Source organism: Vibrio ezurae NBRC 102218, assembly GCF_000467185.1.
Taxonomy (GTDB): Bacteria; Pseudomonadota; Gammaproteobacteria; order Enterobacterales; family Vibrionaceae; genus Vibrio; species Vibrio ezurae.
Map to the genome: position 1 here is coordinate 281,942 of NZ_BATM01000008.1, position 25,581 is coordinate 307,522.

A 25,581-nucleotide genomic window follows, 5' to 3' on the forward strand; every position below is an offset into this window, starting at 1 on the left:
AATTTACTTATAGTTTGAGTGTGACTATTTAAGGTAGACTTATCGGCAATGATGACCGTGAATGAATAGGATTGAATGAACTATAATCGAGTTGTTTGCTTTGATTTAGAAATGTGTTGCTGGAATGAAAACGGAAAGGGAACAACAGGTGAAATCATAGAAATTGGCTTAGCAGAGGTCGATCTTTATAAACAAGAAATCGTCAAACGAGCCCAATATTATGTCAAACCTGAACAAGATGAAATTTCCCCTTTCTGCACCGAATTAACGGGCATTTCTGCGCGTAAAATAGAAAAGCAAGGTAGGCCGTTAGAAGCGGTAATGAAATCAATGATAAAAAACTTCGGCGGCGCAAATAAGATTTACGCGAGCTGGGGCAGGGATGATGTGATTTTTCGCAATGAGTGTCGCGATAAAGGGATTGATTTCCCATTTGTCGAATTCGTCAATTTAGCCACTTTATATCGAATGCAACACCGGCTTAAAGACAAAAGAATTGGGCATCGAGCGGCTCAAGAGGCGGTGAATATTGAATGGGAAGGTCGGCAGCACTCAGGCTATACCGACGCTTATAATTTAGCAAAACTCGCATTAGTGATGTTGTAGGCACTGAAAGCGCTAGGCAAATGCGTTATACCGATTCTTGCACTTCTAATTTTGTTTTCACAAAATCCTTGTGGTCAACGTAGATAAGTTCAGCAGCCTTGCGAATGACGGACTCTTCTATAGGGTCTAATTCGCCATCGGCGTAAGCGACCGTCCACATAGCTTTGATCAACTGATTGCGTTTTTCTCTAGGTAAATCTCTTAGTTGCGAGGTGAAATCATAAAGAGAGACCGATTGCTCAGCTTGTTGACGTGCGTTGTCAAGTAGCTCAGTCGCTTCTTCCTCGGTCACTTCTAGCAGTTTACTGAGCATGGTTTGTTCCGCGACAAGCTCTTCCGTTGTCTGTTCATGATCGGCTGCGGTGACTTCGCAAAGCAATGCAGCAATAGCCAGTTTTGGCTGTTGCTTGGTGTGATGTGCAAGGTCATGACCATCTAATAGTTCTTTAAATAGTGATTGAAGCTTATTAAACATGCCGTTGTCCTAAATTCTGTGATCTATGTTCATTATATGCAGTATTAAGGGGAATGAAGTCAACTATCAATTTTGCAAAACTACTTTGGAGTTAAAATGCCTGACCTAGGCTTATTTGAAACCTCGACCCTTTTGGCCATGCTATTGATCTTCATGGGCTCTTTTGTACAAACTACGATAGGGTTTGGCTTAGCCATCGTATCGGCGCCATTGTTATTTCATATTTCGCACGACTATATTCCAGGGCCTATCTCTTTGGTGGGGCTGTTTATCTCCTTAATAACCGCTTTTAAATACCGTAAAAATATTGGTATTGGCGGCTTAAAACTGGCGCTCTATGGCCGCATACCAGGCTCAATGGTCGGCGGGGGGATCTTGCTATATGTCTCCGCCAGTATGCTCTCTATTGGTTTAGGCGCATTTGTGTTGCTTGCGGTGTTAGTCAGCGCATTACCGTTTCGCATTGCGCCTACGCCCAAACGTATGTTAGTTGCGGGTTTCTTATCTGGTTTTATGGGCACGAGCTCAGGTATCGGTGGGCCGCCGATGGCTTTGTTACTGCAACACCAAGAGGCGAATAATCTGCGCGGTAATCTGTCGGCATTTTTTGTATTTAGTGCGGTGATATCCTTAACGGTGTTAGCGGTTGTTGGGCGCTTCACCTTAATGCATGTTTGGCTAGCCTTACCTTTGATTCCTGTGGCTTTTCTGGGGTATTGGGTGGCGATGCGTACGGTTGATTATGTGTCAAAAGAGTGGATGAGAAGAATATCATTAGTATTGTGTTTAGTGAGTGGTAGTTATGCTATTTGGCAGGGGTTGAGCTAGCGGCAAAAAATTACCGTAATTTTTACGCGTTTTGTAGATGTAACTCTATAATTAATAGTGATTTTTTCAATTATTGTTATTTGTATAGAAAGGACTCTATGAAGACAGTCAAACCTGCGCTGATCATCAGTGCATCTATGTTGGTTGGATTATCGCCAAATGCCACGGCAGATGAGAATACCGTGACACAACCGATAGAAGCGTCTCAATCTTCTATCGCTGAATTAACTGATTCGGACCGTCATCCTGAGCAAACATGGGGGCTGGCGGGCGTGGTGCGCTCAGCATCAATTCCCTATGTGAACGATCTCGACCTTGACGATTCCGAGCGAGTTAGTACCTTTATCCCAATGCTCTATTTTGAAAATGAATACGTGTATGTCAGAGGGCTGAGTATGGGGGCGTATTTGTATAATGCAAAAGAGAGCCCATGGAATGTCTCTATGCTTGGGCGAATTCGTTTTGTTGATATCCCCGCAGAAATACAAAACAAATACGGCGCAGATACACTCGATTTAGGCTTAAGAGCCGAGTATCAGTTTAACCCTCAGTGGCTTGCGTTTACCGAAGCCATGTCGGATACCGACGGAAATTGGTATACCACACTGGGGGCAGAGGCCAATTATCATTTTGCTGGCCTCACTCTTGAGCCTCATGCATCATTGCGCCTAAAAAGCGGTGACTTTAATACTCGATATTACGCGTTAGATAGCCAAGATATCGATGCAGGAGTTGACTCTTTTGTCGGAGTGAGAGCTTATTATCATGTGGTGTCGAATCTTTATTTTCTTGGCGCCGTCAATGCGCAGATTTTAGACAGTAGTGCGCGAAGCACCTCTTTGATTGATGATCAAATACAGACTGAATATTATTTGGGTATCGGATTTTTTAATGATCCAGACAAAGAGCGCAAGTCTCACTTATCCAATAAACCGTATTTGAGAATTGCCCATGGTTGGGGGACGCCCTCTAACCTAGGGGATATTATCAGTGGAGATATTGAAGACGATCCTTACAACAGTCAGCTGACTAGCCTCTTTTATGGACATCCGCTTACCGATAATTTATTTGGTTTACCTTTAGACATTTATCTGACGCCGGGTTTTGCTTGGCACTGGAACAACGCCGATCAGGCTTCCAGTCAAGAATATATCTTAGCCATCAAAGCCTATTACACCTTTACATGGCCATTTGATTGGCGCTTTGGGGTCGCGGAAGGGATGTCGTATACCTCAAAAATCAATTCATTGGAGAAAAACGAGTTTGCAGATAAAGGGTATGAGCCGAATAACTTCCTCAATTATCTAGACTTTTCCTTGGATGCAAATTTAGGGTCGCTCTTTAACACTCGCTCTATGGACAACGTCTGGCTAGGTTATTCGATTCACCATCGCTCAGCGATTTTTGAAAAGTCATCCCAATATGGGCGTATAAAAGGCGGCAGTAATTACAACTCCGTGTACGTGCAGTTCGATTTTTAATCGTTCTCGAGCCTGAATTAAAGCGTAGGTTAAATGGCCTACGCTTTTTTTACGCGTGTTGTGATACAATTTACTCAGTTCTACCTTTCACAGTTATCAGTTCGGAATTGTTTTGACCCAATCTCACCCTCAAAAACAGACAAACACAGCTTCTTCTTTAAAATCAGCGCTAAAAGAGTGCATGATTAAGGATCGCTTCCGCCTCTCTAAACGCATTCAAGGTGCCAGTCGCATCAAAAAAGAGAGCGCGAAGAATGCCGTATTCGACGAAATAGCCCTAGATATTGCTCAGTCAATGATGACTGTGCAGGCGCGTCAAACGAATACGCCGACCATCGAATACCCAGAAATTCTACCTGTTAGCCAAATGCGTGATGATATCGCTGATGCGATAACCGACAACCAAGTGGTGATTATTGCCGGTGAGACAGGCTCTGGTAAGACAACGCAGATCCCGAAAATTTGTGCTGAATTAGGCCGTGGTAAAACAGGCTTGATTGGTCACACGCAGCCAAGACGATTAGCAGCGCGTTCTGTTGCGTCACGTATTGCAGAAGAGATGGAAACCCAATTGGGTGAGTTTGTGGGGTATAAGGTTCGTTTTAACGACAAAATCTCTGAAAACACGCAAATTAAACTGATGACTGACGGTATCTTGTTGGCTGAGATCCAGCATGACCGTTATCTAAACCAGTACGATACTATCATTATTGATGAAGCGCACGAACGCAGTCTAAACATCGACTTTATCTTGGGTTACTTACGCAATATCTTGCCAAAACGCCCTGATTTAAAAGTCATTATTACTTCGGCAACGATCGATCCAGAACGCTTTTCAAAACACTTTAATAACGCACCAATTATCGAAGTGTCGGGACGTACTTATCCGGTAGATACGCGCTATCGTCCACTTTCAGGTGACGATGATGACGATCACGACCAAATGGAAGGTATTTTCCAAGCAGTCGATGAGCTATGTGATGAAGGATTAGGGGATATCCTTATCTTCATGAATGGCGAGCGCGAAATTCGTGATACCGCTGATGCACTTTCCAAGCGTAATTTACGGGGCACTGAGATTGTTCCTTTGTACGCGCGATTGTCGTCATCAGAACAAAACCGCATCTTTCAGTCGCACACTGGACGTCGCATCGTACTGGCTACCAATGTAGCAGAAACGTCACTGACTGTGCCAGGGATTCGTTATGTTATCGATCCGGGTACGGCGCGTATTAGCCGCTATTCGTACCGCACTAAGGTGCAACGCCTACCTATTGAGCCTGTTTCGCAAGCCAGCGCCAATCAGCGTAAAGGTCGTTGTGGTCGTGTGGCAGAAGGTATCTGTATTCGACTGTATTCAGAAGAGGATTTCTTATCTCGTCCTGAATTTACTGACCCAGAGATTTTACGAACCAACTTAGCGTCGGTTATTTTGCAAATGACCGCCTTGGGGCTGGGGGATATCGAAGCATTCCCATTTGTAGAAAAGCCCGATCGTCGCAACATTCAAGATGGTGTGCGTCTATTAGAAGAGCTTGGCGCAATTAATGCCAACGCCAAAGATGCGCGTAAACGCCTCACCGATATTGGTCGCAAACTCTCAAGACTGCCAATCGATCCACGCTTAGGTCGAATGGTGATTGAAGCGCCTCGTTTGGGCTGTGCTAAAGAGGTGATGATTATTGCTTCAGCCTTATCTATTCAAGACCCTAGAGAGCGTCCTAGTGATAAACAACAATCGTCTGATGACAAACATCGTCGCTTTTTTGATAAAGACTCCGACTTTTTAAGTTTCGTGAATTTGTGGGATTACATTAAAACCCAACAAAAATCCTTATCTGGCAATCAATTTCGACGCCAATGTAAGCAAGATTACCTAAATTACTTAAGAGTTCGAGAGTGGCAAGATCTGTATTTCCAGCTCAGCCAGTCGTTGCGTGAATTGAATATTCAAGTTAACCAAGAGCCTGCCGATTATCAAGCGGTGCACTGCGCACTGCTCAGCGGTATGTTGTCGCACATAGGTATGAAAGACCAAGAGAAGAATGAATATCAAGGCGCTCGAAACGCACGTTTTCATATTTTCCCTGCATCGGGCTTATTCAAGAAGCAACCGAAATGGGTGATGACCGCCGAGCTGGTGGAAACATCACGTCTTTGGGGACGCATCGTGGCAAAAATCCAACCAGAATGGATTGAGCCTCTGGCTAAACACCTGATTAAACGCTCGTACAGCGAACCGCATTGGTCGAAGAAACAAGCCGCCGTGCAAGCGCATGAAAAAGTGACCTTGTATGGGATTCCTATTATTCCTAAGCGCACCGTTAATTATGGGCCGATTGAGCCTGTGCTGTGTCGCGAAATATTTATTCGCTCGGCGATGGTAGAGGGTGATTGGGAAACCAAACACACTTTCTTTAAGCAAAACCGTAAATTATTGCTAGAAGTGGAAGAGCTGGAGCACAAGTCTCGTCGCCGTGACATTTTGGTGGACGACGACGAATTGTTTGATTTTTACGATCAGCGAGTCTCAACTGAAGCGATTTCTGGTCGTCACTTTGACTCATGGTGGAATAAAGAGCGCAAAGGCTCTCCTGAGTTGCTCAACTTTGAAAAAGAGATGCTGTTTAGAGGCGATGCTTCACATGTCACGGAGTTGGATTATCCTAACTTTTGGCACCAAAACGGCGTCAAACTTAAGCTCAGTTACCAATTTGAGCCCGGTGATGATAGTGACGGTGTCACAGTGCACATTCCATTACCCGTGTTAAACCAAATCCAGCCACAAGGTTTTGATTGGCAAATACCGGGTTTGCGTCATGAGTTGGTAGTGGCGTTAATTAAATCGCTGCCTAAAACACTGCGTCGAAACTTTGTGCCCGCGCCAAACTACGCTGATGCTTTCCTGTCTAGAGTGACGCCATTAGAAGCGCCGCTACTGGATAGTTTAGAAAAAGAGCTTCGCCGCATGACAGGCGTAGAAGTGGTGCGCGATGATTGGAAGCTAGAGCAAATCCCTGATCATTTAAAAGTAACGTACCGCGCGGTGGATCATCGCAATCGTAAACTCAAAGAACACGCCGATCTGTATGAGCTTAAAGACAGCCTAAAAGAGAAGGTTCAGCAAACCTTATCTAAAGTTGCAGATGACGATATTGAACAAAAAGATCTGCATACGTGGAGCTTTGGCGAAATCCCTAAGGTGTACGAGCAAAAACGCGGAGGCTATCAAGTCAAAGCCTATCCTGCGATTGTGGATGCCAAGCAAAGCGTTGAGATTAAACTGTTTGAAACCGAGTTTGAACAGCAGCAAGCGATGCGCGCCGGTCAGCGTCGTTTGGTTTTGCTAAACGTACCATCGCCGATTAAGTATCTGCATCAGAACTTGCCGAATAAATCTAAACTTGGCTTGTACTTTAACCCTTATGGAAAAGTACTTGATCTGATAGATGATTGTATTGCCTGTGGGATAGACAAACTCATCGAAGAGCAGGGCGGTCTAGTATGGCAACCTGAGCAATTTGAAGCGTTGAAAGAGCATGTACGCGCCGAATTGGGCGATACTGTAGTGCATATTGCGCAGCAAGTAGAGACGATTCTGACCACAGCCTTTAACATCAATAAGAAGCTCAAAGGTCGCGTTGATTTAAGCATGGCGTTTGCCCTTTCTGATATTAAGGCGCAAGTTGAAGGCTTGATCTATAAAGGCTTTGCCACCGATTGCGGTTGGAAGAAACTGCCAGATATCCTACGCTATATGAAAGCAATCGAAAGACGTATGGAAAAACTGCCGATTGATCCTAATCGCGACCGATTGCAATTGTTAAAAATAGAAACAGTGGCGCGCGAATATCAAGAATTGAAAAACAAAATCCCGAAAGGTACCGCAGTGCCAGATTCGGTTAAAGAAATTCACTGGATGTTGCAGGAGCTTAGAGTGAGCTTTTTTGCGCAGCAATTGGGTACACCTTATCCAATTTCGGATAAACGTATTCGTAATGCGATTGAAAATGTGTAAATCTTTACTGCGAATATCCAATTTGTGATACATAATAATATGATTCAAAAGCACTAACAAAACAGGAAGTTAGAATGAAGTACGGTAAATATGCTCTGGCGATAGCCTTAATGGGCGTTTCTTCAATGGCAGCAGCAGATTCTTGGTTGTATGCGGGTGGCTCTGTCGGTCAGTCTTCGTTTAAAAGCGATAAAACCTCTACCTTTGGTTTTCATGTAGGTACAGGTATTTTACCTATTATCGGTGTGGAAGCGGGTTACTGGAAGCTGGGCTCATTTGATGTGGGTCCTGAAAAATACGATTTCCAATCGGTTTACGCAGGTATTAAACCAAGCATCGATTTAGGCCCTGTACACCTATACGGTCGTTTAGGTGCTCATCGTTATGATTTGGCTGGTAAAGCAGGCGCACAAGATGATGACGGTTACGATTTGATGTACGGTGTGGGTGTTGAATACTTCGTCGTTGATATGATTTCTGTAGGTGCGGGTTACCAAAACTTTGAAATCAGCGGTGGCAATGTGGATTCTTACACGTTAAACGCGACGTTCCACTTCCTATAAGCACCATTGTTTATCGGCAAACGTATAATGCTCCTTTATGGGGCATTTTTTTTGTCTAAATAGGCAAATTAGAACACGCACTTACAATAAATAAATCCTTATTAAAGTTATGGTTAATGTTTTTTTGACGATGTTTAACCCTAAATGTCGTCTTTTAGCGCAATTTAAGCTAATTATCATGGCATTTAATTTAGTATGAACTAATGTTAACTGAGTTACTAAAGGTAATAGCGGCTTATCAAATAAAGACATTATTATCTATTTCAGCATACCTATCTTGCGCCTTTCTCAACCAATAGGAGAAGATATCTGGGATGAACAGCCTGTTTATTGGACTTAGCGTATTACTTCCTGCCACTTTATTTATTTGTTTTGACGTCATTAACATCACTGATTTTATATTAGAGTCCGTAGCATTTGTGTTGCTGTGTGGCATTTTCGTCTACGGACATAGAACATTAGACATTACGGTTAATATTGGTTTAATTGCACTCATTATCTGTGAGTTTTTTGAATGTTTAGAAGCGATTGGCGAGTTCCAATGGTTTTTCCAAAATAACGTTATCTTTGACATTGTGATTTGCGATTTGTTATCGATTGTCGGGCTCATGCTTATCGCGTTTGGTATCCATAAAATGTTTCGATATCAACGTCGAGTCGCAGAGATGGAGCCTTTGACCAATCTATTTAATAAACGCGCGATTGAAGGACTCTCAAAAAAAGAATTAGACAGATCCAAGCGCGCAAAGAACAGCACTTCACTGATACTCATTGATATCGACCATTTTAAATTGGTCAATGATACCTATGGCCACCAAGTTGGAGATGAGGTGCTTATTGGCGTTGCCCAGCACTTAAGTCAGCTAATACGTCGCTATGATTTATTAGGCCGCTGGGGAGGGGACGAATTTATTATTTTATGCCCAAACACCAATAAAACAGAAGCCAACGAAGTAATGACAAGGCTACACAAACCACTCTCAATCGCCACAGCGCAAACCACAATCGACATCACTTTCAGCATCGGAAGCACTACCGTCGATCCTAAAACCAACATGAATTTTAATGCGCTGTTCGTCCAAGCAGATAAAGCGTTATATGCTGTGAAGAAAAATGGCAGGAATAATCTGTGTCATTTTGATTCGTTGTGTTCTTCCTAGTGAGAACAATTTCAAACACTCGCTACTTAGAGAGTATTGAAAGGAAACTAGCGCTGATTAGTTTGTTTTCTATGCATAATCCATACCTTCCCAATTGATTATTTCCGCAATCTTATATTCCCCAGCGTGTACTACTAACATGACAGACAAGGAAATAAAATATGGAAACTAAGGTTGTATCCGAAAGAATTCGGAAGGAATAGCAATGAAATTAATTAAAAAATATCCGCTTTTAGCGGGAAGCTTACTTTTGACTACACTAATACTGTCTGGTTGTGGTGGCGGTGGTAGTGATTCGACTCCCAAAACAACTGAATTGACTTTGAATATCCAAAACCAAGAACAAGTTACTGGTGTTTTTGCTGAAACGGTTGGTTTATATATCGAAATTCAGGGCGATTATAATAAGGCTCGAGAAGGTGTGCGCAATTATTATGATCATGGACACTTTTTAGTAGACTCCGGTTCAGCAAAATGGACATACAATACTGAAACAACAATTTTAGATATGGAGTTTAACAAGTCACAATTTAAAGGTGCTGATGTAATTTTAAATGGTAGCATTAAAAATTTGTCAGCCAGTGATGATATGTTAGTTGCTAATCTCAATGCACATAACCTCTCTAGCGGCTTAACCTTACAAAGTAGTTATCAGAGTACTAGTCAGTCTGACTTCTCTATGACTACGACTTCATCTCAATATGGCTCATATAAAGTTGTTGCCACTGACTTTGATAAAATTAGTAAAGGTCAGGGCGAAATAACTATTATTGGTAAAGATAATCAGCAATGGGTCTTAGATTTTTATCCTGGCGTTTATACGGTAACTGAACCTGATGGTAGTAGCTATAATGTGAATATAGATAATGGTCAAGCAGTCAAAAATCAAGAGTTCGCTGGAATTGGTCAAGGTAGCATGAGTTCTTTTGTCAGTGATGATGATTCCTCCACGGTTGCTAGTCTTGTTGATGATGGTTTTACAGCAATAACATCGTTTGTTAAAACCTTTAGACATGATTCGTACTATTTAGCTGATGGATTTTGTAGTGATGGTGGATCTTACTCCACAACTTCTAACTATATATTTAACGTGAAAAACTGTAATGAGAATGGAGTTGCACTTAATGGGAACTTCAAAGACGAATATGAAAATGAATATTCGAACATTGATTTAGACATACATTATATAAATACAGATGAAGATGGTCACCTTACTGCAAATACTATAGATTTCAAAAAATCAGTGCGTGATTCAAACTATAATCATGTCGATGAAATTAAATTTGTTGGACAGTACTCTGATGCACAAAGCAACAATCAATATGTCGTACTTAAAAGCTCTGATATCTATTTTGATGATCAAAGCTTTGGTTTAGATTATCCAAAAAGTGGTAAAATATTAGTCAGTACTGGAGGGAAAACATGGACTGCTGACTTGCATGGTTCTACGTTCGATCTAACCTCACCAAACGGAACAACCACTCAACATACTCTGAGTTTAATGGATTAATAGAAACTAACCTCAATCAGGATTAAAAAAGTTGGGGTTATAGTTGTTGAGATGTATTAAGGCCTGATTACGATATATTATCGAAATCAGGCCTTTTGTTTATGTTATAAGTAGCGGTTCATTAAGTGCTGTTTAAAGTGATCGGCATTTAACGTCTCACCAGTGGCTTGTTTGACCAATTCATCAGTGCTTAACAAACTACCTTTGCTCCAGATATTGTTAGACAGCCAATCAAAGATAGGTGTCAGTTCACCAGAGCGCAGCACCGCATCCACATCTATTGTTTTGTTCATTGCAGCCATAAATTGCGCCGCATACATAGCACCTAATGTGTAGCTTGGAAAGTAGCCAAAACTTCCATCTGTCCAGTGAATATCCTGCATACAACCATTTTTGAAATTACCTGCGGTAGATAAACCTAAGTAAGATTGCATTTTACTGTCCCAAAGCTCAGGTACGTCTTGATAGGAAATTTTGCCATTGATGAGATCGCGCTCAATCTCAAAGCGTAGGATAACGTGTGCAGGGTAGGTCAGTTCATCGGCATCGACACGGATGAAATCTTTTTTCACTCGTGTATATAGCTGGTTTAGATTGGCTGTCTCGAATAATTTTACGTTGTGTTCTGGGAAGTGTTTAATCGCCAATTGGCTCAGGTGTTGGATGAAGCTGGCATTGCGGCCCATTTGCATTTCAAAAAACAGTGACTGTGATTCATGAATTCCCATCGAGCGAGCACTGCCGCTTGGGTTTCCCGCAAGAGAGGTAGGTAATCCTTGCTCATAACGTGCATGTCCTGTTTCGTGCACTATACCCATCAACGACTGCATAAATTCATTTTCGTCGTAGCGAGTGGTGATTCTCACGTCTGTTGGCACGCCGCCACAAAAAGGATGCACGCTTTCATCAAGTCGGCCATGGCTGAAATCAAATTGAAGCAGCTTCATGACTTCAAGTCCCAATGCCTTTTGTTTGTTGGTTTCAAAAGTGCCAGTAGGGGTGATGATCTTTTCTTGGGCTTGCTTGTCGATAACTTGATCAATAAGGTTTGGGAGCCATTGTTTTACATTATCAAAGGTATGCGTTAGTGATTCACTGCTGGTTCCGGGCTCATAAATATCAAGCATGGCATCGTATGGAGTGAGGCCTGTGGCTTGTGCGCGTATTTGTGCTTCTTCTTGAGACAAAGCAACCACTGATTGCCAATTTTTAGCAAAACCTTGCCAATCATTGTCGGCTCTTTGGGTGCGCCAAGCGTGCTCACATTTTGAACCGGCTAACGAGCTGGCTTCAACCAACTCTTTAGGGATAACGTTAGACATTAACCAACTGCGTTTCATTTCTCGTAGTTGTGCGGTTTCATTCGTTGTTAGGGCCTGTTCTGACGCTTTATCGAACCACTCGGCCAATTGTGGCTGTGTTTTTAAACTGTGTACGTGTACAGAAAGCTCCGCCATGGCACGAGAACGCGCTTCATTTCCCCCGGTTGGCATCATTGCAGCAGCATCCCAACCGCATATCGAAGATAGATGTGCGAAGTTGTCAATTTTTTGGAAATGCTCTTTGAGTGATTTAAATGCTGACATATCTCTTCCTTAACCGTATTGTATTAGCTTAGACTATCAAACTTCCCGCTATACACCTAGTAGTAGCCAACATTAGAAAATTCAATGCAGATTAACGACTTATATACTTTCATCGCCGCCATGACCTTATTAACAATCACTCCAGGTCTTGACACTGTTTTAGTCATTCGTAATACCAGTCGTGGTGGTAGGAGGGATGGCTATGCAACCAGTTTGGGTGTGTGCCTCGGGCTTTATGTGCATGCCACTTGGTCTGCCATTGGCGTAGCGGCCATTATTAGTCAAAGTCCAGAGCTATTTAATGGTATTAAACTCATCGGCGCTGCCTATCTTATTTGGTTGGGTGTTTCTGGTGTTCGCTCGTTAAAAGGCGGAGTAGGGCTTGTTGATGTTCAGGCGGATGGCACTCAAGTTTCAGTGTTCACTTCTATCCGTCAAGGCTTTTTGTCTAACGTACTTAATCCTAAAACAGCGGTTTTTTACCTGGCATTCTTGCCACAGTTTATTGATGAAACGGGGAATTTATGGCTTCAGTCTATTTTCCTAGCGTCTATTCATTTTGTCATAGCGATGATTTGGCAATGCGGTTTGGCGAGTATGTTAGATAAAGCTAAGCTGTGGTTAGCGAGCGGTAAAGTGAATTACCGTTTACAGATGTGCAGCAGCTTAGTTTTAATTGCGCTTGGCGCACTACTGGTCTTCGAGTGCTTGTAATTTAACGCTTTCGTTTATGGCCTAGTTAACTAGGCCTTAGCGTTGTAGTTGATGCTAATGTATTCAGGCTCTTCAATGCCCATATCTTGGTTGAGTACGCGTGTAAGCGCGAAGTAGTAATTGACCAACAAGTTAGCAAATCTTGGTAGCGTCTCAGGTACTTTTTTGCCTGCTTTCTCTACCAACACCAACTGTCGAACTACTTTTTTAGACAGGCTACGACATTGGTGTAGTTGAATCACCGGACCTGTGCCTCGTGGCAATACAAATCGCTTGTTGTCGTCACTGACACTGTCTTTAAAAGCGTGGTATTCGGCGGCTAATGATTCAATATCACTTTCAAAGATCCCATTCTTGCCTCGAATTGAACCATTAAGATGGAAGATTTTTGGCTGCAATTCTTCTAAAGAGTGGCGCACTTTTGGGTTATCGATATTGGTTAGCGCAAGACCTGTAATAGTACACAGTTCATCGGTAAGGATTTCAAAATCGCACAATGGGCTGTCTTCGAAAATAAATGGGTAGGCCAGTTCGTCAATATTACCGCTGAATTTCATGATGTTTCCTTTTAAAATGCATTTATTCATAAAAACAAGCTAGGTTTCAATGCGTTACAAGGTAAAGATTGCTACTCTATGTGCTTATGTATTATCTAATCATTGTTAACTGATAATATCACGATATTCTTTGGTTACATTCGTAAAATGACAGCGCTAAACTCTTTAGCGTCACCTCTTATTTTACGATCTTGAAAAGCAAAAAGGTTTAAAAGGAAAACAACATGGGAAGTTTTATGCGCGGTTTTGCTGTGCTTGTTTATCTTTATTCTGCTGTGGTATGGGCTCAATTTCCGATCACAGTCACTGATGCAAGCGGTCAAAGCATGACTTTTGATAAAGCGCCTGAAAAAATTTCTTCAAAAACACTCTTTAGTGATGAAGTGTTGCTCGACATGATCCCCGCAAAGCGCTTTAGCTCGGTGACCAACCTTGTTGATGATGAGCATTTCTCTGTGATAGCCGGTAAGGTGCCAGCGTCTGTTCCTCGCTTAGATTTAAATGTCGAGCAAATCTTAGTTAATCGTCCAGATCTGGTGTTTGCTGCAACTTGGAGTGATAGGGGCCGTATTCAGCAATTACGCTCAGCCGGAATTAAAGTGTTTGTATTACCAGTGCCGAGCACCTTGATTGAGATTGAAGAGTTGATCAAGAAAATGGGTAAAATAGTCGGTGAGGACAACAACGCCAAAGCGATTGTTGTGGATATGGAGCGCCGACTGGAAGAAGGACTGGTTTACACTAGCCACAAATATCGAGTACTCGATTACAACAACTGGGGCACATCCAGCACGCGTGATTCTACTTGGCAATTAATAGTGGAACAGTCAGGCTTTGATAATGTCGTTGCCGATTTAGATGCGGACAAATATGGTCAAACACCGATGTCTAAAGAACTGATTGTGGCACTAGATCCTGAAGTTTTGTTTATTCCAGCGTTTGCTGCAAACGACGAATCGGGTAGCACAGATTTATTGCATCAGGTGTTAACCGACCCTGCGTTGAGAAACGTCAAAGCGGTAAAAGAAGGGAATGTGTACCCGATCCCGCAATATTTGCGCAGTACCTATAGCCAATATATTGTAGACACCATTTTATTTGTTAATAGGGCAGTTCTGGGTACTCCTGCGCCATGATCGCCGATTCAAGTTATGTCACGTATCGATGGTATGCAGTACTCGGTGGTAGTGCGCTTATTGTTTCGATTTGGGCGGCGCTGACGTTAGGTGCCGTGAGCTTGTCTGTCGCCGATCTTTTTTCTTATTTAAAGTTATTGGTGCTTGAAGGGCCAGATAGCGCAGCGACTCATTATCCTTTGATCTCCGCCATTGTCGTGCACATACGTTTACCTAGAGTGATTGCGGCGATTGCTGCTGGCAGCGCGTTAGCACTGGCTGGGGCATGTACTCAAGGACTGTTTCGAAATCCGCTCGCGAGCCCTGATGTGCTTGGTGTTAGCGCAGGCAGCAGCTTTGGTGCTGTCATCGCCATTACCACGGGCCTTTCATTAGCTCACCCGTTATGGACTCCAGTCATAGCGTGTCTAGGCGCTTTAATCTGCGCTATGTTTGTTTTTGTTCTCGCTAGAAACTCTAACAGCGGGCAAACCTTGTATCTGATTTTGGCGGGTCTCGCACTATCGTCTTTGCTCGGAGGCGCAACGTTAGGTGTGCTTCTTTTTGCGCGTCAATATGAAGTCAGTCAGTTTGTATTTTGGACGATGGGCGGGCTTGAAGGGCGTATCTGGGAGCAGATCATTTGGCCTTTGCCAGTGATTGTAGTGGCCTCTATTTGGTTATTGCGACATGCGCAGTGGCTTAACATATTGTCAATTGGTGATGAAGCGGCGCACGGGCTGGGCATGAATGTCAGTCGCAGTCGTTTTGCATTGTTGTTGTGCGCTTCATTGTTAACGGCTATGTCAATTGCGATTGCAGGTCCCATTGGTTTTATTGGTTTAATGGTGCCGCATTTAGTTCGAATGTTAACTGGTGCTAATCATCTGAGTTTATTGCCTCTTTCTGCACTGTTTGGTGCAATATTCCTGTTAATTTGCGATCTTATTGGCCGTTATATCATTGCGCCATATGAGATAAAAGCAGGCATTATTACCGCTATTTTAGGAGGGATGTATTTCCTTTGGCTGGTGGTCAGTGTTCAAAAGCAGGGGAAATTACTGTGAGTATTACAGCAAGTGATTATCCAGTACAGGTTGCAGATCTCAGCGTGTCGTTTAATGGCACTCAGGTGTTGCAAGAGATCAGCTTTGAACTTGAAAAGGGTTCGCTCATTGGCGTTATTGGGCCAAATGGCGCCGGCAAATCCAGTGTGCTAAAACATCTTTCAGGGTATTTGCCAGATAGTAAGGGCCGCGTTCGCTTATTTGGAGAGCCTGTCTCTGAGCTACCTGCACATCAGCGGGCAACGTTGTTGAGCTATTTACCTCAGATTAATCGCGTTGAATTTCCGTACAAAGTTAGTGAACTGGTCTCTCTTGGTTTAATGAACCATCACACGCTCACAAAAGACGATAAAAAACGAAGAATCAAAGGAGCGTTAACTCGGCTAAATATTCAGCACCTTGAAGACCGACGGGTTAATGAACTTTCGGGCGGTGAGCAACAACTAGTGCATCTGGCGCGTATCTTATTGCAAGATACCCCGGTTATTTTATTAGATGAACCTTGTGCTAGCTTAGATATTGGTCACGAAGGGCAGCTAATGAACATTCTTTATAGCTTAGCGCAAGAAGGTAAAACCGTATTGGTTGCCCTACATAACTTAAATACGGCGGCTGAATTTTGCGACCGTTTATTGCTGTTAAATAAGGGACAACTTGTGGCAGATGGAATGCCAAGCTCTATTTTGACACAGCAACAAATCCAGCAAATATATCCCTATGAAGTCAAAGTCTCCACTAATGTTAGCACTGGTAATCCCAATATATTGGCGGTAAAGCGAGAGTCTTACTAATATCACGCGTATTAATCGACCACTGTGGTGGGCTGATATAGGGTAAGCGGTTAGATTTTAAGTGATGAACTCATTATTTCATTATTCTAGAATCAAAAACTTTAATGCAGTTATCGAGTACGATTCGTATTACTTCATGTTATAGAAACGCCTTAATAGATCTGATGAAACGGTCTATTAAGGCGTTTTTTATGGGCTAATCCAAATCTGAAAGAAAGTCAGTGGCTTGCGCCTAAGCGAACACTTTGATTCTTAGTGCTCTTTCAGTTGGAATTAACACGCGTGTTTATGATTGTTGAGTTGCCGTTTTCATTGCTAATGATTTATCAAAAAACAGCTTAGTTTCAGCAACCACGACTTGTCGTAATGCGATAAGTCCAATCAGGTTAGGGACAGCCATTAAACCATTTACGATATCAGCGATTAACCAAATCATATCGAGTTTCATGAATGCACCGGAGAACACTAATGCGATAAAGATAATTTTGTACGGTAAGATGGCTTTGGTACCGAACAGGTACACAACGCAACGCTCGCCGTAGTAGTTCCAACCTAAAATGGTGGTGAAGGCGAAGAACAACAAACCAACAGATACTAAGATAGGGCCTAGAACATCGGCGTTTAAACCCACAGCAAAGGCATGCGTCGTCATCATGGCGCCAGCAAGGTCGCTTTGCCATGCACCGGTAATAATTAAGGCAAGACCAGTCATCGTACAGATAATGATGGTATCAAAGAAGGTACCTGTCATTGAGATCAAACCTTGGCGAGCGCATGAATCTGTTTTTGCCGCTGCCGCTGCCATTGGCGCGCTACCTAAACCTGATTCATTAGAGAATACGCCACGCGCGATACCCGATTGAATGGCAAGCATAACACTTGCGCCAAAGAAGCCACCACTTGCCGCTGTTGGCGTAAAGGCTGACACAATAACCAGTTCAATGGCCGATAACACTTGATCTGCGTTATTGATCAAAATACCTAAACAAGACACCACATAGATAACCGCCATAGTCGGCACAACTTTACCCGCTACGCGAGAAATAGACTTGATGCCACCTAAGGTAACCATAGCAACTAGGATAGTTAGTACGATTGCTGCCATAGTACGGTCTGCACCAAGCGTCACCTCTGATGCATCTAAAATAGCATTAACTTGAGGGAAAGTACCGATACCGAATAGAGCAACACCTAAGGCGAAAACGGCAAATAATGTCGCTAAAAGCGGTGATTTTACGCCATCACGTAGATAGTACATTGGACCACCTAGCATGCCACCTTTGTCATCGGTAGTGCGGTATTTTACGGCGAGTAGACATTCGGCGTATTTTGTTGCCATACCAAATAGCGCAGCTAGCCACATCCAAAAGAGTGCGCCAGGGCCACCCAATTTAATCGCGGTCGCCACGCCCACAATATTACCTGTACCAATGGTGGCAGATAGGGCAGTACATAATGCCGCAAATGCGCTGACATCGCCTTTGGAATCTGTGTTGGACGACTTACTAAAGACCATTTTAAGGGCTGTAGGAAGGTGTCTAAACTGAATAAGGCCTAAACTGAAAGTGAAGTAAACGCCGGTACCAACCAATAGGATAAGCAGTGGTGGTCCCCAGACGAAACTGTCGATGGAGTGTAAAATAGTTTGTAGCGAAGATGGTGCAGGTGTCATGGTTTTCCCCTTAATAAACAACATATAAGGAGAAGAGTGAACGCGGATCAAAAGAACTAAATTAACTAATAATGTGGTTAAACGCTATTTCACTCCTCTGTCCTTTTGCCTGAGAGTTTCACCCAAAATTGGGCTTGCTCCTTCGGCGGCCGACTGCTACATCAAAGTAGTACGGCTCTCTCCAGAGATTCCTCCAACTGCAGTCCTCACTTGTTTAAACAAGAACGTAAAAACAAGAACCTGAAAGATTTACTTCTTCGGCGGACGTAATAAAACGTCACTCTCCTGCAGTTTTCATCGGAACTAGCGTAAAAACGCTAGGTTTGTAAGAAAGTTACTTACAGGTCGCTAAAATATCATAAATACTTACAGATTCAAGGGGCTTATTGAAATTTCTTTTGTGTAAGAATAACTAAAACAAATACTTAACTGTTAAACTTTACCTAATCCTAATATTTGTGACTGTGTAGGAAGGTAAGATGACACGTTTGATTGCTATTGCCGTACTGGCTGTGTTGGCACTGCTGTTTGTGCGATACAACACCAATGAAAAATTACAAAAATGGGTTGTCATTGTATTGCTCGGAGCGTTTGCTACCTATACTGCTGTATTGATGATGTCTGAATTAATCCGTTAGTGGAGAAGTGCTGTGTTCGATGAGAAGGTTGTGCGATTACGTCAGTTAGGAGTCACAAGAACTCATCTAGTGACAGGGATATTGTGCTTTGTATTTGGCGGCGCGGTAGGAGGGGCGTTGGTCATGCATACTGCATCGCATCAGGGTAAAACACACCAACAAGAGTTGCAGCGATTGTTAGATGAACAAAGCTCAATGGCGTCTAAAAATCACGATCTTGCTGCGAAACTTGAGACACAACAAGCTTCTAGTGATGCGCTTGGCGAGCAAAGTACTCAGTTAGAGCAGTCATTGGCAACATTAAAAAAACAAAATGCCCAGCTAACTAAGCACAACAAACAGCTCACTGGCGAGGTGAGTTCACTAAAGAAAACCATCAGTTCGTTACAGACTGCTTCTTTAGAACAACAACATCAGAACCAAGCGTTGCAGGGGACGGTAGATAAACAAAACCACATACTCACTCAGTCTAAAGAGTATTTTCAAGGGCAATTGAAACTTCAGCAGCAGATCCACGACCTCAACGCACAACGAGAAAAACTCATCGTAACCTTTAATAATTTAGTCAAAGAGTGTCAGGTATACACAGACGGAAAAAGCTGGGATGCAAAATCAGACTCGTGCGAAAGAAAACAAAAGGCGTCTGATCGTCTAAAAGCGATAGATAAAAGCATCAATTTAAAACAGTCACAAATGGATAGTTTGGGCAATGAGGCTAAGTAAACGTTTGACTTAAACTATATTGCGATGCTTTGCTTCTTGAGCTTTACCTTGGGGAAAAAAAGCATAACATAGGGCCAAGATCTTTTTACCGGACAGTTATGCAATGTCACTTCATCTTTGGTTCTCATTATTTGTTATTTGTTTGCTTGGCGCCATGTCTCCCGGCCCAAGTCTAGCCACGGTCAGTAAACATACTTTAGCCGGCGGACGACTTAATGGTTTAGCCGCTGCTTGGGCGCACTCTTTTGGTATTGCATTTTACGCGTTTATCACCGTTATTGGACTGGCTGTTGTCCTGCATAAATCCGAAGCCCTTTTTGTCTCCATTTCCCTATTAGGCGCCGCCTACCTTGCATATTTGGGCTGGAAATCTTTAACGTCAAATGGAGGGATTGCGAGCACCCTAGAGGCGGGTAAAGCGGTCAGCGTTAAAGAGTCAGCCAAAGAAGGGCTGTTGATTTCATTACTTAATCCCAAAATAGCGTTATTTTTTATTGCGTTGTTTAGTCAGTTTGTTGCAGTAGGTAATAGTGTGGGCGCTAAAGCCATTGTGGTTGCTACGCCTATGCTAGTAGATGGTTTATGGTATACCTTCATTACTTTGGTACTTTCTAGTCCATTATTGTTTGAGCGTCTAAAAGCGAAAGGCAAACTTATTGATCAACTGTCAGGTATCGTGTTAATCGCTTTGGCTTGTCGAGTAGTGTGGCAAAATGTCGGATATTTTTAAGATAAGAAGAGCGCAACCTACCGATAAAGCGGCTTTGTTAAATGTGTGGCACGCATTGTATCAATGGCATCATATGCATTGTGAAGAGATGATAAAGCCTCCTTGCATTAAAGAGCTTGATGCAGAAATTGAAAGCTATTTATCGACGTTAGATTGTTGTATTTTTTTGCTTGAGGTGAAAGGGGCTGTCGCTGGGTTTATTTCAGGGCAATTGTGTCAAATGCATTCACCCCTTTTGAGCTCGCAAACGGTAGGTAGCATTGATCACTGGTTTGTAGAGCAGCGTTATCGAAAAATGGGGGGCGGCATAGCGCTTCTTGAACGTTTACAGAGTGAATTTTCAGATCATGGCGCTGTGCGAGTTAACGCGGAGGTGTGGGGATTTAATGAAAGTGCGCTTTGTGTGTACCGTAAGCATGGATTTAAAACGCACATTCATTGCATGACTAAATCTATCGTGTAATTGATTCTCAGTTTATCGGATGCAGACTCACTTAAAGCACAAATTTTTCAATGGCGGTTGCGACGCCTGATTCATTGTTACTGTCAGTAATATGATCTGCTAATGACTTGGTTTCGTCGTCGGCATTTTGCATCGCGACCGCTAGACCGGCATATTTCAACATATCATGATCGTTACCCGCATCCCCAATACACATCACTTCGCTTTGCTTTATGCCTAAGTGTTGAGCAAGGGTTTGTACGCCAGTGCCTTTATTACTGAGTGGGTTACAAAACTCAAGAAAGAAGGGGGCGCTACGCACAACGGAGTAATCGCGTCTTAACGACTCTGGAAGGGTATCGGCTATTTGTTGCAACACTTCAACGGGGTCAACTAGCATGGTTTTGATGATTGGATGTGAGTCGTCAAGAGTCTCGAAATCCATCACCGTTACGTTTAAACCATTGATTTTGGCTTCATGTTGAGTGTAATAGCTATCTTTTGGGGTAATTAAGCCGTGTATTTTACTAAATGCCTGACAATTGCAGTTACGTTCTTGGGCTAGCTGGTAGATACGTTTTGCATCCGATCCAGCAATCAAACGCTCACTAATGATCTTACCTGTACCAACGTTTTTAATTACCGCAGAGTTATAACACAGCACATAGTCTTCATCGCTGTCCATTCCCAGCTGATGTAGGCTATCGAGCATACCTTCTAATGGGCGACCAGAGGCAAGTACGACGGTGACACCTTTTGATCTTGCATCAAAAATCGCTTGCTTATTTCGGTCTGAAATCACTTTATCGGTGTTGAGTAAGGTGCCATCCATGTCGATAGCAATTAGCTTATACATTATTAGACCCAGTAAAAAAGAAAACCCCTACAATAATTGCAGGGGTATAGAATATAGAATGATTAAAGGTAAAGTTTAGCCAGTGCTTCTGGTTCTACTTCTTTGCCTTCAAGTTCGGCATTCCAGTTGGTACCGATTAACACGCCGTCTTCTGAAAGTGTGATTAGCCAATCTTCTACAAAAATATCAAGAGGGATTTCAGTGACTTCGAAATCGGCCCACTCTTCAACATTGTGATATTCCGCATCAGCACGGTTAGACCAAAATGGCATGACTTCGCACTCTTCAAATTCGCTTGAATCGCAGGCTAACCAGCCGTCTTCGTTTTTAAGACCCCAAACAAGATTCTCTTTTTTACTTTGTTCGATGAACAAGTCTAGATTTTGTTGAATATCGTTGCTTAATTGGCTCATGGTTTTTTCCTAACAGTGTGATATGTCGGGTATTTTAGCACGCTTATAGGGTACATGGGATTATTTAGCAAGATAGGAACAAAAAAGCTGAGTTTTTACTCAGCTTCTTGCTTATTAGGGGGGCGATAATGGTTATTTAGGTAATGTAGTAAAAATTGTCCACTCCTTCACAAAGTCGCCTTTAAAGCCAACAACTTTGGCTTCAACGCGTCTTTCCAGAGCTTCATCGATGGGATTGTCATCATCGGTGTCATCTTCACCATGACCAATAATAACGACACGACTGGGATCAACGCCAAACCCTATCAGCTTATCTTGCACAAGCAGTGCTCGGTTGCGCGACAGATTTAAGTTGTATTGTCTATCACCTGGATTACTGGCAAAACCTTTAATTTCAATTGAGGTTTCGGGATATTGTTTTAAAAACTCCGCCATACCCTCAATTTGCCCACGAAATACCGGGTGTACATCAGTGGAATTGTGTTCAAATAAGATTTTAAGGTTCTGTTCTTGAGAGACTTCAATACGCTCTTCACAACCGTCGTTACTGACCCTTGCACTACTTGGAGTACCAGGGCATTTGTCTCGAGCGTTAATGACGCCATCACGGTCAAAATCACGCAAATCTGCTTGTTGGTCTGGTAGCGGAGTGTCGATATACTCTTCGGTGTCGTTGGCACATCCAACTATAGTGAAAGAGATGACAGACGCTAAAATTAATTTATTCATTTTAGTACTCCACCGCTGTATTCCATTGCTCCGGAACATCGACTAAGAGTGATTCAAGTAATGTCCCCGTTGCGTTTAGTATTCGAAACTTTGCGTATTGCTCAGCATATCGAGCATCTACATATCCTTTGCGTGACTCAAATAGCTCATTTTCTGTATTTAACAGATCAAGCAGGGTTCGTTTGCCAATTTTGTATTGCTTGCTATAAGCGACAACGGTGTTCGAAGCTGCATCGACGTGATCGGCTAAAAACTCTTTTTGTTGCAAGGTCAAATTCAGTGCGCTCCATGAGAGGAGTAAACTCTCTTCAACATTTCGATACGCTCTATCTCTGAGATCTTTTGCTTTATTCATTTGATATGCCGCGCGATCTTTATTCGCACTATCAACTCCGCCATTGAAGAGGTTATAGCGCATCCGTAACGTAGCATTCATCTCATCACGACGTCCCGAAACGCCTTCTGCATCATCAAAATAATCATAGCCAGCATCTATTGTAAAAGTAGGAAGGTTAGGGCTATTAGATTGTTTATATTGGAATTTTGCAGCATCGACATCGACTTTAGCGGTGTTAATGACTGGGTGTTTCTCTAAAGCAATATCAAGAGCATCTTTAATGGTCAATGGAATGCGTGTGATATCGGCTCTTGGAAAAACCAAACCTTGTGGAGACTGCCCAACGAGGCGAGAAAACTGGATGTGTGTATCAAATAAGTTATTTTGTGCAGCCAGTAAATTACCGTGTGCCTTGGCAATACGTGCTTCGACTTGAGATAAGTCTGCGGTCGAACCTATTCCTGATTCTGTGCGTTTTTTAATATCTTTAAAGATTCTTTTATGAGTCGCAAGGTTACTCTCAGAGAGGGCGAGGATTTCATAAGCTTTTAGTGTATCTAAATACACTTTTGTCACCTCTAACGCTTTATCAGAAGCATCACTTAATACTTTGTAGCGCAGAGACTCCGCTTCTGCGGCTGTTCTATCCATATTATGTAAAGTATTAGAGCCGTCCCATAGCAGTTGCGTAAGCCTAATAGAGGCATCGACCGCAGTGTAGTCGTCATCTCTGCTTTGATCGTTTTGATAGTTTTCCCAACCAATCCCTGCGGTGAGATCAATCTTTGGGTAGTACTCTCGAACCGCGGCTTTGTTTTCATGAACATAGGACATGAATTCATTGTATGAACTTTTCACTGTCGGATTCGTTTTCAGAGTGTGCGAGATAGCTTGCTCTAACGACTGCGCTGAGACTGGATTGCACAGCATGGTAGCTAGAGCGATGGCGCTTAGCTTAGTCCTTTTCAAGATATGCTCCCTAGTATTCCGTTACTTTTTTAACCAATTTTGAGCTCGTCATAAGACATCAAAAAGTTATCTTGGTTGCTAAGTACATAATAGTTAATAAAAAACCTTTTACAATAGTATTGTTTCGTAAATGTTGAGCAATTGATTGTGAATTGGGTGTTTTATTTTAATCCGCGGTTACAGTGAAAGTAGTGTAAAATTTAACCATAAAACGTGAGTTTATTCTAGTGGACACAGACCTAATGCTTATGGGTTAAGGAGAGTACATGGACGGTATCTCATTTGCGAATGATGTGGTATTTGGTGACGCATGGTTAATTATCGATGCGCAAGGCAAACTTAAAGTCGCAGAGCAAGGCTATGTTCCTCAGAATGGAGACGTGATTGTTTCGGTTGGGAACACGCCACTGAGTGTCCCTGAAAATATTGTTAGTGAGTTACGTGTATCTATCGCTCAGCAAGGCAATATTCAATCTGTTGATGCTCAGTCTGCTATTCAAAGTGTGATTGATTCATTAGATCAGAACGCGTCCAACTCACAAGAGGAACTTCTATCGGAAGAAGAGGAAGGTTCTAGCTTAACGACAACAGGCGCCGTTTCGCGAGACGGTGCACAAACTATTGCTTCTACAGACTTCCAAACCGAAGGCGTATTTCCCTCCTCATTGACTGTCGAACAAGGTGATGCGATCGCAGTGTTTATAGAGCAAATCGTCACTGTACTTTCTCAAGGTTATGTGGATATCTTTGATAATAATGGCGAAGAGGTTATTGAAGGTGAGGGTGAAACTGCAACGATTGCAGGGGTGATTGCCGGTGGCGCTGAGCGTTTAGACTCCTTAATTATTTCAGATATTAATGATAAACAGATTGTCATTGACGTTTCTTCTATTGTTATCGATGAGGATGGTCAATATAGCGTCGTCAATATCGATGTTCGCGAATTAGCGGATGGCGAGCTGACGGTGACCGCAATTAGCACCGATGGCAATGGAAATACTATCGCTGTGACGGATGCGGTAAAAAAAGATTTTTCTGATCCAGATGACTCTACTAGTGACGGTGTCACCAATTTGAGCGTATCCCTAACTGATAGCAATGGTGAAGAAATCATTAACGGCGAGGGTGAAACAGCCGTTATCACTGGTTATCTTGGAGAAGGTGGTAAAGCTCTTGAATCGTTAATCATTACTGATGTTGATGGTAAAGCACTGATTATCCCATCTGCGGACATTCAATTTGATGGCAATGGAAATTATACAGTCATTAATATTAACGTAGACGATTTTGCCGATGGTGAGCTTACGATAACTGCAAATAGCACAGGTATGGATGGTAATACCATAACCGCGACCGACACAGCGGTAAAAGATTACACCTATGGTAATGACTCTGATGATGATGGTTCAGACATCACGCCACCGCAAGTCTCCCTAACCGATAATAATGGCGAGGAAGTTATAAACGGTGAGGGTGAAACAGCAACGATCAGCGGCTACTTAGGTGAAGGTGGCAAATCCTTAGATTCACTCATCATTACCGACATCAACAACCAACAGTTGCTGATTGCAAAAGAAGACATCGCGATTGATGAAAACGGT

Annotated in this window: 24 protein-coding genes and 1 riboswitch; of the genes, 16 read left to right on the plus strand and 8 right to left on the minus strand. The window is 42.7% G+C overall.

Translation table 11 applies throughout. The annotated features are described in order from the left end of the window. Positions 1 to 75 precede the first annotated feature (75 nt). The gene (locus VEZ01S_RS05000; RefSeq protein ID WP_021712920.1) at positions 76 to 606 is read left to right on the plus strand and encodes a 3'-5' exonuclease; all 531 of its coding nucleotides are present in this window, start codon (positions 76 to 78) and stop codon (positions 604 to 606) included. A gap of 25 nt (positions 607 to 631) precedes the next feature. Here the strand turns inward: VEZ01S_RS05000 and VEZ01S_RS05005 are convergent, their stop codons facing one another. After that, a complete protein-coding gene (locus tag VEZ01S_RS05005) occupies positions 632 to 1,081 on the minus strand; it encodes a tellurite resistance TerB family protein (RefSeq protein WP_021712921.1) in 450 nt (149 codons plus the stop codon). Between the two features lie 138 nt (positions 1,082 to 1,219). On the opposite strand from VEZ01S_RS05005, the gene VEZ01S_RS05010 reads away from it, so the two are divergent. The 6 genes from VEZ01S_RS05010 (at position 1,220) to VEZ01S_RS05035 (ending at position 10,641) form a co-directional block, all read left to right on the plus strand. Further along, entirely contained in the window at positions 1,220 to 1,909 is a 690-nt protein-coding gene (locus VEZ01S_RS05010; RefSeq protein ID WP_040890213.1) for a sulfite exporter TauE/SafE family protein, read from the plus strand. 137 nt (positions 1,910 to 2,046) lie between these two features. Continuing rightward, the gene (locus tag VEZ01S_RS05015) at positions 2,047 to 3,390 is read left to right on the plus strand and encodes a MipA/OmpV family protein (RefSeq protein ID WP_439654002.1); all 1,344 of its coding nucleotides are present in this window, start codon (positions 2,047 to 2,049) and stop codon (positions 3,388 to 3,390) included. Positions 3,391 to 3,502: 112 nt separating this feature from the next. Continuing rightward, entirely contained in the window at positions 3,503 to 7,408 is a 3,906-nt protein-coding gene (gene hrpA / locus VEZ01S_RS05020; protein ID WP_040890160.1) for an ATP-dependent RNA helicase HrpA, read from the plus strand. 74 nt (positions 7,409 to 7,482) lie between these two features. Beyond that, positions 7,483 to 7,971, plus strand: a complete 489-nt coding sequence (locus tag VEZ01S_RS05025; RefSeq protein ID WP_021712925.1) for an outer membrane beta-barrel protein — start codon at positions 7,483 to 7,485, stop codon at positions 7,969 to 7,971. A 314-nt stretch (positions 7,972 to 8,285) separates the two neighbouring features. Beyond that, entirely contained in the window at positions 8,286 to 9,131 is an 846-nt protein-coding gene (locus VEZ01S_RS05030) for a GGDEF domain-containing protein (RefSeq protein ID WP_021712926.1), read from the plus strand. A 205-nt stretch (positions 9,132 to 9,336) separates the two neighbouring features. Continuing rightward, positions 9,337 to 10,641: a hypothetical protein gene (locus tag VEZ01S_RS05035; RefSeq protein WP_021712927.1), complete on the plus strand. Its 1,305-nt coding sequence runs from the start codon at positions 9,337 to 9,339 to the stop codon at positions 10,639 to 10,641. A gap of 104 nt (positions 10,642 to 10,745) precedes the next feature. Here the strand turns inward: VEZ01S_RS05035 and VEZ01S_RS05040 are convergent, their stop codons facing one another. Then, positions 10,746 to 12,227 carry a carboxypeptidase M32 gene (locus VEZ01S_RS05040; RefSeq protein ID WP_021712928.1) on the minus strand — a complete coding sequence of 494 codons (1,482 nt, stop codon included), beginning with the start codon at positions 12,225 to 12,227 and terminating at the stop codon, positions 10,746 to 10,748. A gap of 84 nt (positions 12,228 to 12,311) precedes the next feature. Here VEZ01S_RS05040 and VEZ01S_RS05045 point away from each other — a divergent pair, with 84 nt between their 5' ends. Next, positions 12,312 to 12,941 carry a LysE family translocator gene (locus tag VEZ01S_RS05045; RefSeq protein WP_021712929.1) on the plus strand — a complete coding sequence of 210 codons (630 nt, stop codon included), beginning with the start codon at positions 12,312 to 12,314 and terminating at the stop codon, positions 12,939 to 12,941. A 29-nt stretch (positions 12,942 to 12,970) separates the two neighbouring features. On the opposite strand, the gene VEZ01S_RS05050 is transcribed toward VEZ01S_RS05045, so the two are convergent. Further along, positions 12,971 to 13,498, minus strand: a complete 528-nt coding sequence (locus VEZ01S_RS05050) for a cobalamin adenosyltransferase family protein (protein ID WP_021712930.1) — start codon at positions 13,496 to 13,498, stop codon at positions 12,971 to 12,973. A gap of 224 nt (positions 13,499 to 13,722) precedes the next feature. On the opposite strand from VEZ01S_RS05050, the gene VEZ01S_RS05055 reads away from it, so the two are divergent. From VEZ01S_RS05055 to VEZ01S_RS05065, 3 genes are read left to right on the plus strand one after another with little or no spacing between them, the layout of a single operon-like run. After that, on the plus strand, positions 13,723 to 14,634 hold the full coding sequence (locus VEZ01S_RS05055) for an ABC transporter substrate-binding protein (RefSeq protein WP_021712931.1): 912 nt from the start codon (positions 13,723 to 13,725) through the stop codon (positions 14,632 to 14,634). Next, positions 14,631 to 15,680, plus strand: a complete 1,050-nt coding sequence (locus tag VEZ01S_RS05060) for a FecCD family ABC transporter permease (protein WP_021712932.1) — start codon at positions 14,631 to 14,633, stop codon at positions 15,678 to 15,680. Before VEZ01S_RS05055 ends, VEZ01S_RS05060 begins: the two co-directional genes overlap by 4 nt. Continuing rightward, positions 15,677 to 16,471: a heme ABC transporter ATP-binding protein gene (locus VEZ01S_RS05065; protein ID WP_235868485.1), complete on the plus strand. Its 795-nt coding sequence runs from the start codon at positions 15,677 to 15,679 to the stop codon at positions 16,469 to 16,471. Before VEZ01S_RS05060 ends, VEZ01S_RS05065 begins: the two co-directional genes overlap by 4 nt. Positions 16,472 to 16,757: 286 nt before the next feature. Here VEZ01S_RS05065 and VEZ01S_RS05070 read toward each other — a convergent pair whose 3' ends face one another. Then, positions 16,758 to 18,143, minus strand: a complete 1,386-nt coding sequence (locus VEZ01S_RS05070; RefSeq protein WP_021712934.1) for an alanine/glycine:cation symporter family protein — start codon at positions 18,141 to 18,143, stop codon at positions 16,758 to 16,760. Between the two features lie 87 nt (positions 18,144 to 18,230). Then, a riboswitch (glycine riboswitch) is annotated at positions 18,231 to 18,338 on the minus strand. Between the two features lie 284 nt (positions 18,339 to 18,622). Here VEZ01S_RS05070 and VEZ01S_RS16815 point away from each other — a divergent pair. The 4 genes from VEZ01S_RS16815 (at position 18,623) to VEZ01S_RS05090 (ending at position 20,697) form a co-directional block, all read left to right on the plus strand. Then, on the plus strand, positions 18,623 to 18,781 hold the full coding sequence (locus VEZ01S_RS16815) for a hypothetical protein (protein ID WP_021712935.1): 159 nt from the start codon (positions 18,623 to 18,625) through the stop codon (positions 18,779 to 18,781). A gap of 12 nt (positions 18,782 to 18,793) precedes the next feature. Further along, entirely contained in the window at positions 18,794 to 19,504 is a 711-nt protein-coding gene (locus VEZ01S_RS05080) for a coiled-coil domain-containing protein (protein ID WP_021712936.1), read from the plus strand. 103 nt (positions 19,505 to 19,607) lie between these two features. Beyond that, positions 19,608 to 20,234 carry a LysE family translocator gene (locus VEZ01S_RS05085; RefSeq protein WP_021712937.1) on the plus strand — a complete coding sequence of 209 codons (627 nt, stop codon included), beginning with the start codon at positions 19,608 to 19,610 and terminating at the stop codon, positions 20,232 to 20,234. Further along, on the plus strand, positions 20,218 to 20,697 hold the full coding sequence (locus VEZ01S_RS05090) for a GNAT family N-acetyltransferase (RefSeq protein ID WP_021712938.1): 480 nt from the start codon (positions 20,218 to 20,220) through the stop codon (positions 20,695 to 20,697). Before VEZ01S_RS05085 ends, VEZ01S_RS05090 begins: the two co-directional genes overlap by 17 nt. Positions 20,698 to 20,728: 31 nt before the next feature. On the opposite strand, the gene VEZ01S_RS05095 is transcribed toward VEZ01S_RS05090, so the two are convergent. From VEZ01S_RS05095 to VEZ01S_RS05110, 4 genes are all read right to left on the minus strand, one after another. Further along, complete coding sequence (locus VEZ01S_RS05095) at positions 20,729 to 21,532, minus strand: Cof-type HAD-IIB family hydrolase (RefSeq protein WP_021712939.1); 804 nt, start codon at positions 21,530 to 21,532, stop codon at positions 20,729 to 20,731. Between the two features lie 62 nt (positions 21,533 to 21,594). Further along, a complete protein-coding gene (locus VEZ01S_RS05100) occupies positions 21,595 to 21,945 on the minus strand; it encodes a DUF2750 domain-containing protein (protein ID WP_021712940.1) in 351 nt (116 codons plus the stop codon). A gap of 132 nt (positions 21,946 to 22,077) precedes the next feature. Next, the gene (locus VEZ01S_RS05105) at positions 22,078 to 22,674 is read right to left on the minus strand and encodes an OmpA family protein (protein WP_021712941.1); all 597 of its coding nucleotides are present in this window, start codon (positions 22,672 to 22,674) and stop codon (positions 22,078 to 22,080) included. A 1-nt stretch (position 22,675) separates the two neighbouring features. Next, positions 22,676 to 23,980, minus strand: coding sequence for a TolC family outer membrane protein (locus tag VEZ01S_RS05110; protein WP_021712942.1), 1,305 nt, complete (start codon positions 23,978 to 23,980; stop codon positions 22,676 to 22,678). A 266-nt stretch (positions 23,981 to 24,246) separates the two neighbouring features. On the opposite strand from VEZ01S_RS05110, the gene VEZ01S_RS05115 reads away from it, so the two are divergent. After that, positions 24,247 to 25,581: hypothetical protein (locus VEZ01S_RS05115; protein ID WP_021712943.1), on the plus strand; the 1,335-nt coding region annotated here is incomplete at its 3' end.

Coding starts and splice junctions, on each gene's coding strand:
- VEZ01S_RS05050 (WP_021712930.1), bottom strand. CDS start 13,498: ATGAAATTCAGCGGTAATATTGACGAACTGGCCTACCCATTTATTTTC.
- VEZ01S_RS05045 (WP_021712929.1), top strand. CDS start 12,312: ATGCAGATTAACGACTTATATACTTTCATCGCCGCCATGACCTTATTA.
- VEZ01S_RS05000 (WP_021712920.1), top strand. CDS start 76: ATGAACTATAATCGAGTTGTTTGCTTTGATTTAGAAATGTGTTGCTGG.
- VEZ01S_RS16815 (WP_021712935.1), top strand. CDS start 18,623: ATGACACGTTTGATTGCTATTGCCGTACTGGCTGTGTTGGCACTGCTG.
- VEZ01S_RS05095 (WP_021712939.1), bottom strand. CDS start 21,532: ATGTATAAGCTAATTGCTATCGACATGGATGGCACCTTACTCAACACC.
- VEZ01S_RS05085 (WP_021712937.1), top strand. CDS start 19,608: ATGTCACTTCATCTTTGGTTCTCATTATTTGTTATTTGTTTGCTTGGC.
- VEZ01S_RS05090 (WP_021712938.1), top strand. CDS start 20,218: ATGTCGGATATTTTTAAGATAAGAAGAGCGCAACCTACCGATAAAGCG.
- VEZ01S_RS05035 (WP_021712927.1), top strand. CDS start 9,337: ATGAAATTAATTAAAAAATATCCGCTTTTAGCGGGAAGCTTACTTTTG.
- VEZ01S_RS05025 (WP_021712925.1), top strand. CDS start 7,483: ATGAAGTACGGTAAATATGCTCTGGCGATAGCCTTAATGGGCGTTTCT.
- VEZ01S_RS05005 (WP_021712921.1), bottom strand. CDS start 1,081: ATGTTTAATAAGCTTCAATCACTATTTAAAGAACTATTAGATGGTCAT.
- VEZ01S_RS05030 (WP_021712926.1), top strand. CDS start 8,286: ATGAACAGCCTGTTTATTGGACTTAGCGTATTACTTCCTGCCACTTTA.
- VEZ01S_RS05010 (WP_040890213.1), top strand. CDS start 1,220: ATGCTATTGATCTTCATGGGCTCTTTTGTACAAACTACGATAGGGTTT.
- VEZ01S_RS05070 (WP_021712934.1), bottom strand. CDS start 18,143: ATGACACCTGCACCATCTTCGCTACAAACTATTTTACACTCCATCGAC.
- VEZ01S_RS05040 (WP_021712928.1), bottom strand. CDS start 12,227: ATGTCAGCATTTAAATCACTCAAAGAGCATTTCCAAAAAATTGACAAC.
- VEZ01S_RS05105 (WP_021712941.1), bottom strand. CDS start 22,674: ATGAATAAATTAATTTTAGCGTCTGTCATCTCTTTCACTATAGTTGGA.
- VEZ01S_RS05055 (WP_021712931.1), top strand. CDS start 13,723: ATGGGAAGTTTTATGCGCGGTTTTGCTGTGCTTGTTTATCTTTATTCT.
- VEZ01S_RS05100 (WP_021712940.1), bottom strand. CDS start 21,945: ATGAGCCAATTAAGCAACGATATTCAACAAAATCTAGACTTGTTCATC.
- VEZ01S_RS05060 (WP_021712932.1), top strand. CDS start 14,631: ATGATCGCCGATTCAAGTTATGTCACGTATCGATGGTATGCAGTACTC.
- VEZ01S_RS05015 (WP_439654002.1), top strand. CDS start 2,047: ATGTTGGTTGGATTATCGCCAAATGCCACGGCAGATGAGAATACCGTG.